Below are 18,058 nucleotides of genomic sequence, written 5' to 3'. Positions count from 1 at the left end.
CGTGCCGGCCGGCCCGACGACAGGCACCCCTCATGATCAGGCCCGGCCGCTGGAGACCGGCGAGCGGTCGGCGTCGCGTACCACGGCCGGGGCGGGCTGGGCCGCGGGCACCGTGCCGCGCCGGGCGCGGTAGACGACGTACGGGCGCCACAGGTACGCCAGTGGCGCGGACCAGACGTGCACCAGCCGGGTGAACGGCCACAGCGCCAGGAGCAGGAAGCCGCCGATCGCGTGCAGCTGGTAGACCAGGGGTGCCCCGCTCATCAGCGCGGGATCGGGCTGGAACCAGAAGATGCCCCGGAACCAGACGGCGATCGTCTCCCGGTAGTCGTAGCCGCTGCCGAGGAGGTTCATGCCCACCGTGGCGGTCATGCCGAGCGTCACCATGGCGGCCAGCGCGGCGTAGAGCACCTTGTCCATGGTGGTGGTGACCCGGCGGACGCGGCCGTTGACGAAGCGCCGGGCGATCAGCAGGGCCAGGCCGGCTGCCAGCATCACGCCGGTCACCGTGCCGCCCCACACGGCGGTGAGGTGATAGACGTGCTCGCTGATCCCGATCTTCTCGGTCAGCGACGCGGGCACGACCAGTCCCATGGCGTGCCCGCCGACGACCCCGAGGGCGCCCAGGTGGAACAGCGGCGAGCCGAGGCGCAGCAGCCGGTTCTCCAGGAGTTGACTGGTGTGGGTGGTCCAGCCGAACTGGTCGTGACGCCAGCGCCAGACGTGACCGGCGACGAAGACCGCGAGGCACAGGTACGGCAGGGCGATCCAGACGAGCGTGGTCATCGCGAGGCCTCCGACGGGGTGCAGGCGGGGTACGGGGCTAGGGCGGCGCCGGGCAGGTCGGGGCCGTACCCGAGGGACTCCAGGCCGACCGTCTCCACCGGCGGTCCGTCGACGGCGAGCGCCGTGACGGCGGCCCGGTCGGCCTCGGTGAGCTCGGGCAGCACGGCGCAGACCGCGTCCAGCAGGAGCCGGTACGGCGTGCCGGATTCGGTCAGCCCGGCGCGGAGCAGCTCGATGCCCGTGCGGTGCTGGCGCAGCGGTGCCTCGCCGTCGCCGGGGCCGGCCGTGGCGGCGAACTCGAGCACCACCGGCAGCAGGTCGGGCAGTTCCCCGTCGGTGAGCCGCAGGCCGTGTGCCCGGTACCGCTGCTTGAGGATCAGCAGCGCCATCCCCCGCTTTCGGGTGTCGCCGTGCAGGTAGTAGGTGAGGTAGAGGCCGGAGCGCCGGCGCAGGTCGAAGGTCTGCACGTAGTGCCGCTGCGCCTCGATCGGGGCGGTGCGCAGCAGCCAGTCGAGAAACTCCTCGATCTGCCCCCGCACGGTGTCGTCGGCGAGCCGGTCGGCCGCCGCGCGCAGCTCGGCGCCCGCGCCCAGCAGCTCGTCATCGGGGTACGTGAGCAGCAGCGAGACGAGTTCGAAGATGCGGGCCCGGTCGGTCGGGGCGGTCATGGGTGGCCTCGCAGCGGGTTGATGGTGAGGCCCCGTCGGCCGTCGGCGCGCCGGGAGAGGATTCCGGGCCGGCCGGGGCGTACCTCGTCGCCCTCGACCAGGTGGAAGCTCTGCACGGCGGCTTCGGTGGTCATCCCCGGGCCGCCCGCGCAGTCCAGCGCGCAGTCGGGGTGGGCGTCGGCCTGGGCCTCGAGGGCGGCGGCGTCCTTGCTGTGGGCGACGGGGATCACGTAGCGCTCGTCGTACTTGGCGACGGCCAGTAGCCGGTACATGGCCTCCACCTGGTCCGCGGTCATGCCGATGCCGTCCAGCAGCTCGGTCGCGATCGTGCCGTCGAGGGTGCGGGCGCGCATGTAGGAGCGCATGGTGGCGAGCTTCATCAGGACGCCGGCGACCGCCTCGGCGTCGCCGGCCGTGAACAGTTCGGCCAGGTACTCCACGGGGATGCGTAGATCGCGGATGGTGTGGAAGACGTCGTCGGCGTCGGTGTCGTCCCGGCCGGCCTGCCCCACCGCGTCCAACACGGGTGACAGCGGTGGGATGTACCAGACCATGGGCAGCGTCCGGTATTCCGGGTGCAGCGGCAGCGCCACCCTGTACTCGCTGATCAGCCGCCAGACCGGGGACTTTTCGGCGGCGGCCAGCCAGTCCTCCGGCATCCCGGCTTCCCGGGCCGCCTGCTGCACGGCGGGGTCGGCCGGGTCGAGGAACACGGCGCGCTGCGCGTCGAGCAGGTCACGCTCGTCGGCCACCGAGGCGGCGGCGAGCACGGCGTCCTCGTCGTAGAGGACGATGCCCAGGTAGCGCAGCCGGCCCACGCAGGTCTCCGAGCAGATGGTCGGCTGTCCCGCCTCGATACGCGGGAAACAGAAGGTGCACTTCTCCGCCTTGCCGGTGGTGTGGTTGACGTACACCTTCTTGTACGGGCAGGCCGACACGCACATCCGCCAGCCCCGGCAGCGGTCCTGGTCGACCAGCACGATGCCGTCCTCCTCGCGCTTGTACATCGCGCCGGAGGGGCAGGCCGACACGCACGCCGGGTTGAGGCAGTGCTCGCAGATGCGCGGCAGGTGGAACATGAACGTCTTCTCGAACTCGAACTTGACCTTCGCGGCCGCCTCGCTCGGCATGCGGGCGAGGTTCGGGTCGCCGTCGGCGCGTTCGTGCGCTCCGCCGAGGCTGTCCTCCCAGTTGGCGCCCCAGGTGACCGCCATCGGCTCACCGGTGAGCGTGGAGTGGGGCCGCTTGACCGGGGTGTCCTTCAGGCCGGCGGGCGCGTTGACCAGGATGTCCTTGTCGAAGGTGGCCGGCTCGTAGTAGTCGTCGATGGAGGGCAGGTCCGGGTTGGCAAACAGCCGGGTGAGCCGCTTGAGCCGGCCGCCGGAGCGCAAGGTCAGCCGGCCCTTGTCGTCGAGTTGCCAGCCGCCGTGCCAGCGGTCCTGGTCCTCGTAGTGCTTCGGGTAGCCGATGCCCGGCTTGGTCTCGACGTTGTTGAACCACACGTACTCGGTGCCGTCTCGGTTCGTCCAGGTCTGCTTGCAGGTGACGGAGCAGGTGTGGCACCCGATGCACTTGTCCAGGTTCATCACCATGGCGACCTGAGCGCGAATTCGCATCAGTAATCCACCTCCTGCGCGCGACGGCGGATCACGGTGATCTGGTCGCGTTGGCTGCCGATCGGGCCGTAGTAGTTGAAGGCGTAGGTGAGCTGGGCGTGTCCGCCCGCCAGGTGGGTGGGCTTGACCAGCAGCCGGGTCAGCGAGTTGTGGTAGCCGCCCCGCCGGCCGCTCTTCTCCGCCTTGGGCACGTTGACCGTGCGCTCCGGCGAGTGGTACTGGAACACCGTGCCCTCGGGCATCCGGTGGCTGACCACGGCCCGGGCCACCACGACGCCGTTGCGGTTCTGCGCCTCGATCCAGTCGTTGTCCCGTACGCCGATCTTGGCGGCGTCCGCCACGCTCATCCAGATCACCGGGCCGCCCCGGGACAGGGCCAACATCAGCTCGTTGTCGTGGTACATCGAGTGGATCGACCACTTCGCGTGCGGGGTCAGGAAGCGTACGGTCACCCCGCCGTCGACCAGCTCGCCCGGCTTGCCGAAGTGCCGCGCCATGTTCAGCGGCGGCCGGAAGGCCGGCAGCTGCTCGCCCAGCTCGGCCACCCAGTCGTGTTCGACGAAGAAGTGCTGCCGGCCGGTGATCGTGTGCCAGGGCTTGAGCCGCTCGACGTTGAGGGTGAACGGCGAGTAGCGACGGCCGCCCTTCTCCGAGCCGGACCATTCGGGGCTGGTGAAGACCGGCTGCGGGGACCGTTGCGTGTCCGGGTACGTGATCCGATCGTGCTCGTGCCCGGCGATCAGGTCGGCGAACGGCTGGCCGGTGCGCTTCTCCAGGGCGTCGAAGCCGGCCGCCGCCACCCGGCCGTTGGTGGTGCCGGAGAGCGCCAGGATCGCTTCGCACATGCGGTCGGCGGTGGCGAGCGACGGCCGGCCGGCGAAGGGCCCGTCGGCGACGACGCCGTTCTGGTGGCGCAGGTACTCCAGCTCGGCGGTGACGTCGACGGTGAGCGCCTTGGTGGTGGTGCCCAGCGTGTCGAGCAGCGGGCCGACGGCGCGCATCTTCGCGCCGAGCTGGGTGTAGTCCCGCTCGACCTCGATGAGCTTCGGCATGGTGGCGCCGGGCACCGGCTCGCACTCGCCCGCCTTCCAGTCCCGTACCCGGCCGCTCGGCATGGCCAGCTCATCGGGGGTGTCGTGCTGCAGCGGCGCGGCCAGCACGTCGCGACGCACCCCCAGGTGAGTCACGGCCAGTTCGCTGACCTTGTCGGCCAGGGCGAGGAACGTGTCGTAGTCGGTGTGCACGCCGGCGGGCGGGTCGACCGCCGGGCTGAACGCGTGCACGAACGGGTGCATGTCCGTGGTGGAGATGTCGTGCTTCTCGTACCAGGTGGCGGTGGGCAGGACCACGTCGGAGTGCAGGCCGGTGTTGGTCATCCGGAAGTCGATCGCGGTGAGCAGGTCGAGCTTGCCGGTCGGTGCCTCCTCCCGCCAGGCCACGTCACGCGGCCGGTGGTCCGGGTCGCACTCGGTGGCGCTGGCCGACGAGTCCACGCCGAGCAGGTGCCGCAGGAAGTACTCGTTGCCCTTGCCGGAGGAGCCGAGCAGGTTGGCCCGCCACAGGGTCAGGCAGCGCGGGAAGTTCGCCGGGTCGTCCGGGTCCTCGGCCACGCCCCGCAGCCGGCCGGCCGTCAGCTCGGCGACGATGTGCTGTTGCACCGTCAGCCCGGCCGCCGCCGCCTCGTCGGTCAGGTCGAGGGGGTTGCGGTTGAACGCGGGGTGGCCGGGGCTCCAGCCCATCCGCTGTGCGGCGGCGACGGTGTCGGCGAAGGCCAGGCCGGCGAACCGGCCGGTGCCCAGCGGGGAGGAGAGTTCGTCGGCCGAAACCCGCTCGTAGCGCCACTGGTCGGTGTGCAGGTACCAGAACGGGGTGCTGGCCTGGTGCCGCATCGGTCGCTGCCAGTCGAAGGCGAACGACATGTGTTGCTGGCCGGTGAGCGGCCGGGCCTTCTCCTGCCCGACGTAGTGCGCCCAGCCGCCACCGTTGACGCCCTGGCAGCCGGTCAGGGTGACCAGGGAGATGAACGCGCGGTAGGTCATGTCGGAGTGGAACCACTGGTTCGCGCCGGCGCCCAGGACGATCAGCGAGCGACCCTGGCTGCGCTCGGCGTTGCGGCCGAACTCCCGGCCGATGCGGGCGGCCAGCGGGGCCGGTACGCCGGTGATGCGTTCCTGCCAGGCCGGTGTGTTCGGGGCGTCCGCGTCGTCGTACCCGGTGGGCCAGTCCCCCGGCAGGTCACCGCGGCGCACCCCGTACTGGGCCATGACCAGGTCGTAGACCGAGGTGACCAGGTGCTCGCCGACGTGCATCACGGGCACCCCGCGGCGCATCGTGGTCCCGCCCTCGGTGTCGCCGACGTCGAACCGGGCCAGGTCGACCTCCACCGCGTCGTCGCTGAGGTCGAGCAGGCCGAGGGCCGGGACCACGTCGCCGAGGTCGAGGTTCCAGCGGCCCGCGCCGGCCTCGCCGTAGCGGAAGCCGAGTGACCCGTTCGGGACGACCGGTTCTCCGGTGCCCTCGTCGACCAGGACCGTCTTGTGCGCGCCGTCCGGCTCGCCCAGGTCGGCGGCGGTCAGGAAGCGGTCCGCGGCCCACGCGCCACTCGCGGTCTCGCGGAGGGTGACCAGGAAGGGCAGGTCCGTGTACCGGCGCACGTAGTCGACGAAGTAGGGCACCGTACGGTCGCGGAAGAACTCGGTGAGCACGACGTGGCCCATGGCCATGGCCAGCGCCCCGTCGGTGCCCGGATGCGGTGCCAGCCAGTCGTCGGCGAACTTGACGTTGTCGGCGTAGTCGGGGCTGACCGCGACCACCTTGGTGCCCCGGTAGCGTGCCTCGGCGAGGAAGTGGGCGTCCGGGGTACGGGTCACCGGGATGTTCGAGCCCCACATCATCAGGTAGGTGGCGTTCCACCAGTCGCCGGCCTCCGGCACGTCGGTCTGGTCGCCCCAGATCTGCGGCGAGGCGACCGGCAGGTCGGCGTACCAGTCGTAGAAGCTCAGCAGGGTGCCACCGAGCAGGGCGTGGTAGCGGGTGCCGGCGGCGAAGGACGCCATCGACATCGCCGGGATCGGCGAGAAGCCCACGACCCGGTCCGGCCCGTACGTCTTCGTGGTGTGCACGTGCGCGGCGGCGACCATGGTGATCACCTCGTCCCAGCTGGCGCGGACGAAACCGCCGCGCCCCCGCTGGGCCTTGTAGGCGCGGGCCTTGAGCGGGGTCTCCACGATGTCGGCCCAGGCGAGCACCGGGTCGCCCAGGCGCCGCAGCCCGTCCCGGAACATCTCGGCCAGCACCCCCCGCACGTACGGGTGGCGCACCCGCGACGGCGAGTACTCGTACCAGGAGAAGGAGGCGCCCCGGGGACAGCCCCGGGGCTCGTAGTCCGGCGAGTCGGGCCCGGTGGTGGGATAGTCGGTGGCCTGGTGCTCCCAGGTGATCAGGCCGTCCTTGACGAAGACGTTCCAGGAGCAGGACCCGGTGCAGTTGACACCGTGGGTGGAACGCACCACCCGGTCGTAGCGCCACCGGTCACGATAGAAGTGCTCCCACTCGTTGCCGTCGACCTGGTGCAGCGTCCGGCCATGATCGCCGACCGTCTCCCTGGTGAGGAACCGACGGGCGGCCAGGAGCGGTGCCACGCCGGGTACCTGGTCGGTCGCGGGAGCCCGGCCGGCGGCTGACGGGCGATGCGGTGACACGTCGGTCACTCCTTCGGTGTGCGAGACGACAACCTGGGAGTCGTCGCGGCACGCGGCGGCGCGCCCTGCCGACGAGCGTCCGCGATTTCAACCTCCGGATCGGGGGGCCACGGTCCCGAGCTGCCGGGACCAAAGTCCGTAATCCGGCACCGGTCATGCAGGCCTGGTGTGTGGGTCAGGTGGCGGATCGGGTGATCAGCGTCGTCGCGCGACTCGCGGCCGGCGGCTATGTGGTGCGGGAGATCGACCCCGACGACCGGCGACGGGCGGTCATCCGCGCCGCCGACGCGGAGCACCCCGAGCTGGCCGGCGCGTTCGCCGGGCTCGGCCCCGCACTCGGCGGCGTCATTGCCGAATACGACCCGGCCGAACAGGCAGCGATCGTGAGCTACCTGCGTCGCGCGATCGACATCCTGCTCGAGCAGACGATTCGGCTCGGATCCGAATCCGATTGACTCACCTTCCCCGCCAGCGCCGGCTGCCCCGCCCGAAGCTCGCGGAGCCGCATCGACGGGTGGATGTCGAGCTGGTCGAGTTCGGCGGGATCCACCCATTGGACCTCACGCGACTCGGTGGAGGTGGTCGGTTCCCCACCGACTGGTCTGGCGGTGAAGCAGATCGAGAACTGCTGGCGCACCTCACCGTCGTCGTAGGCCAGCGCCTGGCGGGGGTTGGCGTAGATGCCGACCACGCCCGTGGCCTCCACCTTCCAGCTACCCCTGGGGGTCATTCTTCGATTCAGGGACGGACGGGCCCACGTGCCGCGCGGTATGCCCGTGCGACTGTGGACGAAGTGGCGGCCAACCGCGGACGGGACGGCAACCAGACGGTCTGAATGCCGAGTTGCTCGTTCATCGCAGCGAGCTGGTACTCCTGGCGAAGGTCCGCGGGCCTACGTAGGCCGCGAACGATGACTGTGGCGCCGCGGCGCACGCAGTAGTCGGCGGTCAGACCGGTCCAGGTGTCAACCTCGACATTGCCCCAGGCTGCTGGCATGGCGCCGCGCACGCGTTCGGCCCTGACAGTGGCCTCGGCGGTTGGTCGCTTGTCGGCGTTCACCGCCAGCAACACGATGACCCGGTCGAACATCACCCGGGCGCGCGCCACAAGGTCATGGTGCCCCGGGGTGAACGGATCGAACGTACCGGGATAGATCGCCAACGAACCGCGTGCCGGCAGCACTCCGGGATCTGATGTAGCCGTCACCGCGCCTCCAACCACATGGTCACGATCATGCCAGCCATGCAGGTGTTTCAGCACCTCAGCGGCAATCGCGGTGCGCGATGGCTGAATGCAGCCAATTCAGCTCGCGTGCGTGATTTTCAAGAGCGTCGGCGGCCTCCGCCGGGTTCACCGGCCCGTACTTGATGCGCTCGGCCGCGAGTAGCCCCACCGAGACACCTGACCTAGCCTCAGCACCTCCTGGGATGCCCTGGCCGCGGTAGTCGGGGCATCCTCTTCCTATCCACGTGTCACGATTCGATCGTCAAAAGTCGTTGGATGACGTCGTCGAAAGGTCGCGTAGTTCGTCCAGGACGATCTGGCTCGCTGCGGTGAGTGCTCTTCGGCTGCGAACGGCCGCGTAGACGTGGCGGGTCAACGGTTGGCGCAGCGGGCGGGTGGCGACGTGGTAGCGACGGTCCACGGCGAGCTCCGGCAGGAGCGACACGGACAGGCCGGCCTCGACGTGCGCCAGCAGCAGTTCGTAGCTGGCGAAGCGGCCGGCCACCACCGGCTCGAAGCCGGCCTGCCGACAGGTGCTCGTCACCAGGTTGGACAGGTAGGTGCCCGGCATGTCGATGGACCAGCGCGCCTCGGCGAAGTCCGCCAGCTCCACCGGCGTGTCCGACCCGGCCCGCGACCGCGGCAGCACGAGCACGATGGCATCGGTGAGCAGGGGAATGGTGTGCACGTCGGGATGCAGCGGCATGGAACCGTCGATGAAGTCAGCGGTCACGATGATGTCGTGGTCACCGCGGCGCAGGGCCGGGTGGCTGGCCTGCGGGTCGAGTTCGGCGATCTCAAGCTCGATCCTCGGATGCGCCTGGCGGAGCCGGGCGGCGAGCGGGATGAGGATGGCTCGTGCGGCGCTGGAGAAGGCCGCGACGCGTACCGGTCCCGTTGGTTGTCCGGAGAGGCCCTGCAGGTCCACCTCGGCGGCCTTGATCTGGTCGAGGATGATGCGGGCGTGCCGGGCGAGCGTGCGCCCAGCAGGCGTGAGCTGAACGCGGCGGCCGGTGCGCCGCAGCAGCTCGGTGTGGGTCTCCGCCTCCAGGACCGCCAGCTGCGCCGAGACCGCCGACGGACTCATGTGCAGGGCCGCGGCGACGGCCCGCATGGTGCCGAGGCCGTCCAGCAGGCTGAGCATCTCCAGGCGGGCTGTGTTGAGCCGCATCGGAAACTCCTTGTGCATGAATTCCGCACAGCGTAGCCAGAAACCTTAGCTATTCGTGCATAGGGAACAGTCCTATCGTGAGGCGTATGACGCTGACTACCGAGCAGGGTGCCGCCGAACGGTTCTGGTCTGACGCCGACCGTCATCTGGTGCGCTACGGCGCCTCGTTCACGCCGGAGATCATCGAGCGCGCGGCCGGCAGCTTCGTCTACACCGCCGACGGCCGGCAGATCCTGGACTTCACCTCGGGTCAGATGAGCGCCATCCTCGGGCACTGCCATCCCGCGATCGTCGAAACGGTGCAGCGGGAAATCGCGAGGCTGGACCACCTGTTCAGCGGCATGCTGTCGCGCCCGGTCGTCGACCTCGCGCGCCGGCTCGCCGAGTCTCTCCCCCAGCCGCTGGAGAAGGCGCTGTTGCTGACGACCGGCGCCGAGTCGAACGAGGCGGCCATCCGGATGGCCAAGCTCGTGACGGGCAAACACGAGATCGTCGCCTTCGCCAAGTCGTGGCACGGCATGACGCACGCCGCGGCCGCCGCGACGTACAGCGCCGGCCACCGGGGCTACGGGCCCACGCCGCCGGGTAACTTCGCGATCCCGACGCCCAACCCGTACCGCCCCGACTACACCACCTCCGACGGCGAACTCGACTGGCAGCGGCAGCTCGACCACGGTTTCGCCCTCGTCGACGCCCAGTCGTCGGGGAGTCTCGCGGCGTGCATCGTCGAGCCGATCCTCAGCTCCGGCGGCATCATCGAGCCGCCGCCCGGCTACTTCGCCGCCTTGGCGCGCAAGTGCCGGGAGCGCGGCATGCTGCTGATCGTCGACGAGGCGCAGACCGGTCTGTGCCGCACCGGCACGTGGTACGCCTTCCAGCGCGACGGCATCGTGCCCGACATCCTCACCCTGTCCAAGACGCTGGGCGCCGGACTACCGCTCGCCGCGGTGGTCACGACCGAAGAGATCGAACAACGGGCACACGAGCGGGGTTATCTCTTCTACACCACGCACGTCTCCGACCCCCTCGTCGCCGCCGTCGGCAACACCGTGCTCGACGTCCTCCGGCAGGAGCAGATGGACGTACGGGCCCGGGACCTCGGCGAGTTCCTGCGCGCCGGCCTGCTCGACATCAGAGACCGGCACGAGGTGGTGGGAGACGTACGCGGGCGCGGGCTGATGCAGGGGATCGAACTCGTTGTCGACCGGGAGACGCGAGAGGGCTCGGACCTCCTCGGCGCCCGGGTCACCCGCCGCTGCCTCGAACTCGGCCTCCACATGAACGTCGTGCAGCTGCCCGGCATGGGCAGCACCTTCCGGATCGCACCACCCCTCACCACGACGCGAGAGGAGTTGGCCCTCGGTCTGGAGATCCTGGACCAGGCGATCGGCGAAGCGGCGCCGGCCTGACCGGCCGCGTCAGTTCTGGGTGATATCGCCGCCGGTCGTTGGCCCGCCGGACCGCTGCGGCTTATCCGCGCGGCGCGACCGCACGACGATCGCCGCGCAGAGCAGGCCGATCACCAGTGAGGCCGTGGACAACCCGACCGCCCACCTGACCCCCGCATCCGACTGGGTCGTCGCGCTGTCCGCGGCCAGCGCTGCCTGCTCGGTGCCCGCCGACGGGGATGCTGTCCCGTTCTCCTTGGGCACGAGCCGGAGCACCGGCGCGGGCCGGTCCGGCTCGTCGGCACCGGGGGCTGGCTCCTGGATCCAGCGCACGACCTCGCCGTCGCTGTAGTGCTGGAGCGTCTTGAAGGCCAGTTGGTCGGTCGTGGGCAGTGGTCCGGCGCTCACGGAGAACTCGTCGTACTCCCCCGGTTTGATCGCCGACTGCGGGTCCGCCGCGGTCCAGGTGATCTTCTCGATGATCTCGCTGATCTGCGCGCCGTGCACCTCGATCGGCGTGGCCAGCTTCGTCTTCGTGATCTCGTACGACCAGCCGGGGTGTGGCTTCACCGAGATCGAGGCCAGCGGGGATTCGGTCGGGAACTGCACCTCGATCCTGGTGGTGCTCGCGTCGTCGCTCTCGGTGGGAACACGGAACGTCAGAGCGGCGTAGCCGCCCTGGGTGGCCGTGCCCGGGTTCACCGTCACGTGCGCGAACGCCGCCGCCGGTAGGACGCCGACCAGGCAGGCCGCCGCGCCTGCGGTGACGAGGGTACGTGCGACTCGGCGAAGCATGTGCGTTCTCCAGTTTCCATCAATCGACAATCGTCGTCTCAACCAGGGGGCGGTCGGGTACGCGCTCCGGCGCGGGTCTTCTTCAGCCCAGCCGCCGCAGCACCTTCTCCATGGCCCCCTTGGCCTTGTCGGCCGAGTCGGCGCGGTCTCCGACGATCTTCTTCTGGGTGAGGTCGAGGTAGAGAATGAGGTTCGCCCGGTGGAGCACCACGATGGCGAAGTCCTCGAAATAGACGTCGTCCTGCCCGGGTGGGTAGGTGTGGGCGAGCTGCTGCACGTACCCCTTCCACCCGAACACCTCAAGCGGACGGCTGGTCACGCTGTAGGCGCCGAGAATGACCGGCGGCCCCCCTTCGACCTCATACGATCCGGGGCAGCCGGCCAGCCCGGAACCGACCTCGTTCATCGCGTTGTCGGCGATGGCGGTCGAGGCGAAGACCAGCGCGTTCTGGGTCACGTTCGGAATGCGGGTGTCGGTCGCCCGGGCGGGTTCCACGGCGAACTGCCCCACCGGCTGGCCACCGACCGGCTGAACCACGTTGGACGGCGCCTTGGCCGCGTCTGAGCGCTGCACGTACGGGCAGGTCTGGATGGCGCTCGGCGGCACGTAGTTGTTGTGCGAGTGGAAGTCCCGGTCGTACCAGTAGTCGCGCGCGCCCTCACCGGCGTCCTTCGCCGTGTAGTACGCGGCCTTGACGTCGTCGGCGGTGTAGGACGCTTTGCTCGCCGTGGCGCCCGCGGCGCTGGAGCAGCTGGTGACGGCGACACAGACGGCGGCCAGCGCGAGGGCCGCGGCGGCACGGGAGCTCAAGATCACGGATGGCTCACTTCATCTGGGGCGAGGCGGCGGGCCGTCAGGAGCCGTTGTCCGAACGCAGGGTGTCGGCGACGGTGAACGCACCGCTCTTGACGGTCAGCACGAGGTGGTTGTCGTACTTGACCGTGTGATCGGGGGCGAACCGAAGCTCACCCAGGAACGTGGTGAAGCTGTCCTCGAGGTTGGCCAGCTGTTCGCTGTTCAGCGCGGGGTCCACCTTTCCCGTCTGCGTCACGGCCTGGCCGAGGGCGCGCAGCGCGTCGTACGCCTGCAGGGCGTCGCGGCCCGGCGCGTGGCCGAAGGCCTTGGCGAACCGGTTGGTCCAGGCCGCGGCGGCGGGAAGGTTCTGCGGGCTCGCCGTTGTGATCACGTACGCGCCCTCGGCGCCGTCCTTGCCGGCGGCGGAGAGGAAATCGGGGCTTTCCGACGCCGCGGAGGCGATGTATTTGCCCTTGTACCCGGCTTTGCGGAGCGCTGCGGCCAACTGGCCGGACTCCTGGGCCGGGCCGGCCCAGTACACGACGTCGGGGTTGGCGGCCAGCGCGGTGGTGGCGGCCGCGGCCAGGTCCCGTTTCCCGGCGGGCAGGGTCTGCTTGCTCACCACCTTCGGGACGGGCGAGGACACCGAGATCACCTGGTTGACCAGATATCCGGACTCCGGGGTGTCGTCGGCGATCACCGCGAGCCGCTGGGACGCGTGATAGGCCATCCAGTGCACCGTCGCCAGCGCTTCCTGGTAGGGCGTGCCGTTGGTGAGATAGGCCGTGGGGGTGTCCTCCGCGCTGACCAGCGTGGGCGCGTTGGCGGAGGTGATCAGGAACGGCAGCCCGTTGCCGCCGAGGACCCGCGCGGCCGCCTCCGCGGCACCGTCGCAGACGCCGCCGAGGGCGCCGGCGACGCTCTCGGTGAGGTGGAGCTGCTTCGCCGCCTCCTTGCCGCCGTCGTCGAGGCACTCGTCGTCGACGGGGACCAGGGAGACGTGCAGTCCGATGATTCCGCCGCGGACATTGAGATCGTCGACCGCCATCCGCGCCCCTTCGACCAGGTCCTGCCCGCGCGCCTTGTCCGGCCCGGACAGCGGGGCGAGCACACCGAAGGCGATCTCCCCCCGGGGCGCGGCCGGCTTGTCGTCGGCCGAGGTGCACGCGGTCACGGCCGGGAGGGTGAGGACGGTGAGGGCCAACGGTGCGAGCCAGCGGGTGCGGCGGCGGCCGTCGAGGGTCATCGGGAGCTGCATGGGGTGCTTCTCTCTCGGCTCCGGTGGTGGTGAACGGAGTGGTCGAGGCGGGTGGCCTCGGGTGACGGGGAGGGACCCCCGCCGCCGGTGGCGGCGCGGGATCCCTCCACGTACGAAATGTCCGCTGGAGACTACTTCTCGCAGGAGTTCCAGCAGACCTTCTTCTCGTGCTTACCGGGGATGTCGCCGGTGAACTTCAGGACGTCGACGCCTCGACCATAGTCGGGGACGTAGACGTACCCGTTGTGCCAGTAGGCCGAGGAGGCGTTGCTCCCGATGATCGCCGGGCCGTCGGGGCCGGCGGCACGGTCGGGAACCCGGAACCAGCCGACCTGCTGCGGGTTGCGCGGGTCGGAGATGTCCAGGAAGCGGACGCCCTGCTCGTAGAAGCCGGCGGCGACGATGTTGCCGTTCACCGTGAACCAGTGCGCGGAGCAGTCGCCGGCCTTACCCGTCGGGTCGACGTAGTGGCCGGGCTTGCCCCCGGGGCTGTACGTGGCGAGCTGCGTCATCTTGACCGGGTTCTCCGGCGTGGAGGTGATCCCCTCGCCGTCGTGCGTCCCCTCCAGCGACGCCAGGATGAACACCCCGGCCTTCGCGCAGTCCTGGTTGTTGTTCTCGTTGGTGATGAGCACAACGTCACCCGCCGGACGGTCGCCGAGGGCGTTGGGGAAGCGGTAGGCGTTGTGCAGGAAGGCACTCTCCCGGCCGGTGACGCTGCCACCCGCGTACGGGATCGGGTCGTAGGCCGTCGCGTAGCGCTCGGCCTTCGTGGCCGGGTCGAGGTGCTTGCCCTCGGTCCAGTAGCCGCGGACGCCGCCGCTGCCCGAGACCCAGACGACGCCGTCGAAGTCGACGTCGACGCTGTGCGTGGAGCCGCCCGTCGCACCGGTGCGCCGGACGTCGGAGATGACGGCCTGGCTGTAGGTGAACGGGTGGTTGACGTCACGTACGTCGGTCACGTAGACGGGGGAACTCGCACCACGCACACCCGAACCCACCGACCAGATGAACCGGCAGTCGTTGATGCAGGTCGCGGTGTGACCGAGCGGGACCGGGTGGAAGCCCAGCAGCTTCGGGTGCCAAGGGTCGTTGATGTCAATGATGAACAGGCCCTTGGTGCCCGAGTCACGGGTCAGGAAGACGAGCTTGCGACGGCTGTCGACCGTGAGGTTCTCGCCCTCCCAGAACTGGGTCATGGTCTCGCCGGGCTGCTTGAGCTGGTCGACGGTGACGGCGGCGATGTACTCCGGCTGCTCGGGGTTCTTCAGCGACCAGATGGCCAGGCCACCGGTGCCGTTGGCGACCATGACGTCGTAGCCGAGCTTCTCGTAGCGCACGAAGTTCAGCGACGAGAACGCGGGGCACTTGGTCGCCTTGAAGGCGGGACAGCTGCCGTTGCTGGACAACACGCCACGCACGTGGCCGACGACATCGACGTTGTCGCTGTGCGTCGCGTTGTCCGGGAACACCCCGGTGTCGGGGAGGGTCTGCGTACCCTCGGTGGCGGTGCCGTCCTTGATGCCGGCGAGCGACGCGGCCTCACGGTCGGCGTTGGTCGCCGCCGCCGCGGCAGCCGCGGCGGCCTGCGCCGCCGTGGCGGCCTTGTCGTTGTACTCCAACTGCGCCTGCGCCGCGTCGGCGGATGCCCGCGCGGCCTTGGCGGCGGCAGCATCCGCCTTGTTCTTGTCGGAGATCTTGCCCGACTCCTCAGCCGTGGCGGCGGCGTCAGCGGCGTTCTGCGCCTCCTCCTGCGCCTTGGCCTTGGCCTCGTCCAGGCGGGCGGCTGCCCGGGCGGCGTCCTTCGCGGCCGCGTCCGCCCGGTTCTGCAGGCTGGTCGCCTCGGCCTGGGCCGATCCGACCGTGCCGGGGCGGACCGGACCGGACGGGTCCGCATGGGCCGCGCCGACGCCCGACATCTGCAGCGCGACCGCCGTCACCAGCACGGCCGCGCCTCTCAGGAGGGCTCTGCCCCTCCCTTTTCTTCCAACGGGTATGACTCTCACCCTTCCTCCACTTTCCACTAGGTGATGTCCGCGCTAGCCGAGGCGGGCCAGCGTGGTCTTCATCAACGCCTTGACCTTCTCGTCGGAGTCGGCGCGCTTGCCCACGGACTTGATCTGCGCGTAGCCGACGTAGAGGATGGCGTTCGCCTTGCGCACCACGACGGTGACCAGATCGTCGTAGGTGTCGGGGTTCACCTCGGCGGGCGAGGTGTGTACGAGATGCTGGGCGAACCCTTCCCATCCGTTGATCTCGACCGACCGGGTGCCGACCTTGTAGTCGCCCACGACGGTCGGTGGCCCGCCGAGCACGCTGAACGTCGCCGGGCACTTGGTGGCCTCGGCCAGGACGGTGTTCATCGTGTCCTCGACGAGCGAAGAGTTCTGGAAGACCACCGCGCCCTGCGTGACGACCGGCAGTGACGACGCTCCCACGAGCTCTGGCGCGACGATGGTCCGTCCGGTCGGGTTCCCACCCACCGGCTCGACCGCCGGCTCCACCTGGACCTCGACGTTCTCCGACCGCTGGACGTACGGACAGGTCGGGATGCTGTTCGGGGGCGTGTAGACGACGTGCGAGGAGTGGCCGTTGTCCTTGATCTCGGTGGCGCCTTCGCCCAGGTCGCCGGGGCTGACGAGGCCGAGCCGGACGGATTCCACGGTGTAGGGCGGCTTGGTCAGGGGCGCCGGACTCTCGCTGGAGCAGCCCGCCAGGACACCGAGGGCGAGCAAGCCGGCGGCGACCGCGGTCGATCGGCTTCGGAACGCCTTCCGTTCAGCGCCTCGCATGTGTGTCACCAGCCTTTCAGCGCGCCGTGAACTGGACGCGTACGGGTGTCTCGTCGAAGTCGGAGACTCGGATGTCCAGCCGCAGCACCCACTCCCCCGGGAAGGGGATGGACATCGAGTTCGCCACGTAGTGGCCGGGTTCTGCCGCGGAGACCTCGACCGGCAGCGCCGGGACCGCGCGGTCGCGTGATTCGAGCTGGCCGGAGATCTCGGGGACCGCGACCAGCGAGCCGTCCTGCCCGGTGAGGTAGATGTCGGCCACGTTGCTGCCCGACCTCGCCGGCTCGATCCGCACCTCGACCGAGGCGTCCCGCAGCCCGGCGGGCGCACCGGCGCTCTCCGCCGCGGCGGCGGGAATGGGGACGGTGGTGTGTACCGGCGGCGCGTAGCTGGTGCGGGCAGGGGCGGTGTTGACGAGGACGGCCGTGATCGACACGACTGCGACTCCGAGCAGGATCTCGCCCGCGACCGAGCGGCGCAGCCGGCGTAGCGCGGCGGAGGGGGCGGCGTCGAGGCCGAGGGGTTCCCGGCTGCGCCGCCGCACGAACCGCCGCGCTCCGGCGGCGAGTCCCACCACGGCGAGGACGGCGGCGAGCTTGCCGAGAAGCAGCCGCCCGAAGTCGGTCGCGCCGAGCGCGGCCCACGTCCCCACCTGCCGCCAAGAGAGATAGACGCCGGTCACCGCGATCACCGCGAAGCAGATCTGCGCGAGCCGGGAGAACCTGGGCAGCGCGGGCTCCAGGGTGATGACGGGGGTGCCCTCCCGCCTCCGGGCCGGAACGAGTACGCAGGCCGCGAGCGTGACCAGGCCACCCAGCCACAGGGACATGGCGAGCAGGTGCAGGCTGGTCGCCGGCACGGCCAACCAGGTCTGCACGCCGGTCTGCGAGTGATCCGTCAGCGTCCAGGTCAGCGTCAGGGCAACGGCGCCGATTGCGGCGACCGCGGGCAGGACAATCCGGCGGGCCGTGCTGGCCGTGGCGGCCGTCCCGCTGCCGGCCGTCCCGCTGCCGGCCGTCCCGCTGCCGGCCGTTTCGGTGGCGGCCGAGGCTGAGCTGGGGCGGACGGCGATCCAGAAGGCCACGCCGAGGGCGAGCACGATCACCAGCCGTGCCAGCAGCGCGTGGCCCAACCGCGTGGACAGCACCGTACCGAGCAGATCGGGGTCGAACACTCCGGCCAGCGACGTGCCGGCGGCGTACGGCCCCTGCACGAGCAGGACCGCGACGGTGCCGGCGGCCAGCACGCCGAACCCTGACCACACGATGCGCCGGCCGCGGCGGTCGGTGCGACCGGCGGGCCAGAGCACGGCTACGAACAGTGCGCCACCGAGGGCGAGGGCCACACCGAGAAAGGCCAGGGCGCGACCGACCGCGTCGACGACGAGGACGTCCCGGTGTGCGTCCTGCTCCACCGGGGCGGCCGTTGCGCTCGGGTGGCCGACGCTGAAGCTGAACGCACCCGACACCACGTGCGAGTCCGCGGAGGTGACCCGCCAGGCCAGGACATAGGTGCCCTCGGCCAGATCCGGGGGCAGGCTGACCCGCGTCGTGTTGGCCTTCCCGTCCACATGACCAGGGGTGCCGATCGCCAGCTTCTTCGCGTTCACGTCGAGCAGCTGGATCGACCGCTCGTTGAAGCTGACCGCGTCGTCGAAGCGAAGCCGGACCTCCGCCGGGGGCGAGGCCAGCACCTCGCCGTCGACCGGCGAGGTCTCCAGCAGGTAGGCGTGGGCGTACGCCGGATGGATGGACGCGAGGTCCGTGACCAGGCAACCGGCCACGAGGAGGACGACCGCCGCCAGCCGCGTGATCAGCCGGGTGATCATCCGGGTCCGACAAGGGCCCGCAGGGTACAGGGTGC

The 18,058-nt window shown here is 70.4% G+C and carries 15 protein-coding genes and 1 pseudogene; 2 read left to right on the top strand and 14 right to left on the bottom strand.

Going from position 1 to position 18,058, the window contains the following annotated elements; all coding sequences use genetic code 11:
• Positions 1–36: 36 nt before the first annotated feature.
• From narI to ACIRG9_RS21400, 4 genes are read right to left on the bottom strand one after another with little or no spacing between them, the layout of a single operon-like run.
• Positions 37–786, bottom strand: coding sequence for a respiratory nitrate reductase subunit gamma (narI, locus tag ACIRG9_RS21415; protein ID WP_402858477.1), 750 nt, complete (start codon positions 784–786; stop codon positions 37–39).
• Complete coding sequence (gene narJ / locus ACIRG9_RS21410) at positions 783–1,454, bottom strand: nitrate reductase molybdenum cofactor assembly chaperone (RefSeq protein WP_402858474.1); 672 nt, start codon at positions 1,452–1,454, stop codon at positions 783–785. Before narJ ends, narI begins: the two co-directional genes overlap by 4 nt.
• Positions 1,451–3,070, bottom strand: coding sequence for a nitrate reductase subunit beta (gene narH / locus ACIRG9_RS21405; RefSeq protein ID WP_402858471.1), 1,620 nt, complete (start codon positions 3,068–3,070; stop codon positions 1,451–1,453). The genes narJ and narH overlap by 4 nt, the downstream gene beginning before the upstream one ends.
• The gene (locus ACIRG9_RS21400) at positions 3,070–6,771 is read right to left on the bottom strand and encodes a nitrate reductase subunit alpha (protein ID WP_402858469.1); all 3,702 of its coding nucleotides are present in this window, start codon (positions 6,769–6,771) and stop codon (positions 3,070–3,072) included. Before ACIRG9_RS21400 ends, narH begins: the two co-directional genes overlap by 1 nt.
• 191 nt (positions 6,772–6,962) lie before the next feature.
• Between ACIRG9_RS21400 and ACIRG9_RS21395 the strand changes: the two genes are divergently transcribed.
• Positions 6,963–7,226 (top strand): hypothetical protein, encoded by a 264-nt coding sequence (locus tag ACIRG9_RS21395; RefSeq protein ID WP_402858466.1) that lies wholly within the window; start codon positions 6,963–6,965, stop codon positions 7,224–7,226.
• A 41-nt stretch (positions 7,227–7,267) separates the two neighbouring features.
• On the opposite strand, the pseudogene ACIRG9_RS21390 reads toward ACIRG9_RS21395, so the two are convergent.
• The 4 genes and pseudogenes from ACIRG9_RS21390 to ACIRG9_RS21375 form a co-directional block, all read right to left on the bottom strand.
• Positions 7,268–7,477, bottom strand: a pseudogene (locus tag ACIRG9_RS21390) (NUDIX hydrolase); the annotation flags it as partial.
• Between the two features lie 32 nt (positions 7,478–7,509).
• Positions 7,510–8,031, bottom strand: a complete 522-nt coding sequence (coaD, locus tag ACIRG9_RS21385) for a pantetheine-phosphate adenylyltransferase (protein ID WP_402858463.1) — start codon at positions 8,029–8,031, stop codon at positions 7,510–7,512.
• Position 8,032: 1 nt separating this feature from the next.
• The gene (locus ACIRG9_RS21380) at positions 8,033–8,164 is read right to left on the bottom strand and encodes a hypothetical protein (protein WP_402858460.1); all 132 of its coding nucleotides are present in this window, start codon (positions 8,162–8,164) and stop codon (positions 8,033–8,035) included.
• Positions 8,165–8,257: 93 nt separating this feature from the next.
• A complete protein-coding gene (locus tag ACIRG9_RS21375; protein ID WP_402858457.1) occupies positions 8,258–9,166 on the bottom strand; it encodes a LysR substrate-binding domain-containing protein in 909 nt (302 codons plus the stop codon).
• Positions 9,167–9,252: 86 nt separating this feature from the next.
• Between ACIRG9_RS21375 and ACIRG9_RS21370 the strand changes: the two genes are divergently transcribed.
• On the top strand, positions 9,253–10,575 hold the full coding sequence (locus ACIRG9_RS21370) for an aspartate aminotransferase family protein (RefSeq protein WP_402858454.1): 1,323 nt from the start codon (positions 9,253–9,255) through the stop codon (positions 10,573–10,575).
• A 9-nt stretch (positions 10,576–10,584) separates the two neighbouring features.
• Here ACIRG9_RS21370 and ACIRG9_RS21365 read toward each other — a convergent pair whose 3' ends face one another.
• The 6 genes from ACIRG9_RS21365 to ACIRG9_RS21340 all read right to left on the bottom strand — a co-directional run bounded on the left by ACIRG9_RS21365 (position 10,585) and on the right by ACIRG9_RS21340 (position 18,023).
• Positions 10,585–11,349 (bottom strand): YcnI family protein, encoded by a 765-nt coding sequence (locus ACIRG9_RS21365; RefSeq protein WP_402858451.1) that lies wholly within the window; start codon positions 11,347–11,349, stop codon positions 10,585–10,587.
• 82 nt (positions 11,350–11,431) lie between these two features.
• Positions 11,432–12,166 carry a hypothetical protein gene (locus ACIRG9_RS21360; RefSeq protein ID WP_402858448.1) on the bottom strand — a complete coding sequence of 245 codons (735 nt, stop codon included), beginning with the start codon at positions 12,164–12,166 and terminating at the stop codon, positions 11,432–11,434.
• Between the two features lie 37 nt (positions 12,167–12,203).
• The gene (locus ACIRG9_RS21355) at positions 12,204–13,403 is read right to left on the bottom strand and encodes a branched-chain amino acid ABC transporter substrate-binding protein (RefSeq protein ID WP_402858445.1); all 1,200 of its coding nucleotides are present in this window, start codon (positions 13,401–13,403) and stop codon (positions 12,204–12,206) included.
• Between the two features lie 131 nt (positions 13,404–13,534).
• Positions 13,535–15,349, bottom strand: coding sequence for an LVIVD repeat-containing protein (locus ACIRG9_RS21350; protein ID WP_402858442.1), 1,815 nt, complete (start codon positions 15,347–15,349; stop codon positions 13,535–13,537).
• Positions 15,350–15,442: 93 nt separating this feature from the next.
• Positions 15,443–16,195, bottom strand: coding sequence for a hypothetical protein (locus tag ACIRG9_RS21345; protein ID WP_402858440.1), 753 nt, complete (start codon positions 16,193–16,195; stop codon positions 15,443–15,445).
• Between the two features lie 16 nt (positions 16,196–16,211).
• Positions 16,212–18,023, bottom strand: coding sequence for a copper resistance CopC/CopD family protein (locus ACIRG9_RS21340; protein WP_402858437.1), 1,812 nt, complete (start codon positions 18,021–18,023; stop codon positions 16,212–16,214).
• Positions 18,024–18,058: the final 35 nt, after the last annotated feature.

It is taken from the genome of Micromonospora sp. NPDC093277, assembly GCF_044765245.1.
GTDB lineage: Bacteria > Actinomycetota > Actinomycetes > Mycobacteriales > Micromonosporaceae > Micromonospora.
The sequence above is the reverse complement of the archived record's forward strand: the minus strand, read 5'-3'. Positions and strand labels throughout refer to the sequence as shown.

Bases quoted from the DNA above. Each gene is read 5' to 3' on its own strand.
- narI (WP_402858477.1), bottom strand. From the start codon at position 786: ATGACCACGCTCGTCTGGATCGCCCTGCCGTACCTGTGCCTCGCGGTC.
- narJ (WP_402858474.1), bottom strand. From the start codon at position 1,454: ATGACCGCCCCGACCGACCGGGCCCGCATCTTCGAACTCGTCTCGCTG.
- narH (WP_402858471.1), bottom strand. From the start codon at position 3,070: ATGCGAATTCGCGCTCAGGTCGCCATGGTGATGAACCTGGACAAGTGC.
- ACIRG9_RS21375 (WP_402858457.1), bottom strand. From the start codon at position 9,166: ATGCGGCTCAACACAGCCCGCCTGGAGATGCTCAGCCTGCTGGACGGC.
- ACIRG9_RS21370 (WP_402858454.1), top strand. From the start codon at position 9,253: ATGACGCTGACTACCGAGCAGGGTGCCGCCGAACGGTTCTGGTCTGAC.
- ACIRG9_RS21365 (WP_402858451.1), bottom strand. From the start codon at position 11,349: ATGCTTCGCCGAGTCGCACGTACCCTCGTCACCGCAGGCGCGGCGGCC.
- ACIRG9_RS21355 (WP_402858445.1), bottom strand. From the start codon at position 13,403: ATGCAGCTCCCGATGACCCTCGACGGCCGCCGCCGCACCCGCTGGCTC.
- ACIRG9_RS21345 (WP_402858440.1), bottom strand. From the start codon at position 16,195: ATGCGAGGCGCTGAACGGAAGGCGTTCCGAAGCCGATCGACCGCGGTC.
- ACIRG9_RS21340 (WP_402858437.1), bottom strand. From the start codon at position 18,023: ATGATCACCCGGCTGATCACGCGGCTGGCGGCGGTCGTCCTCCTCGTG.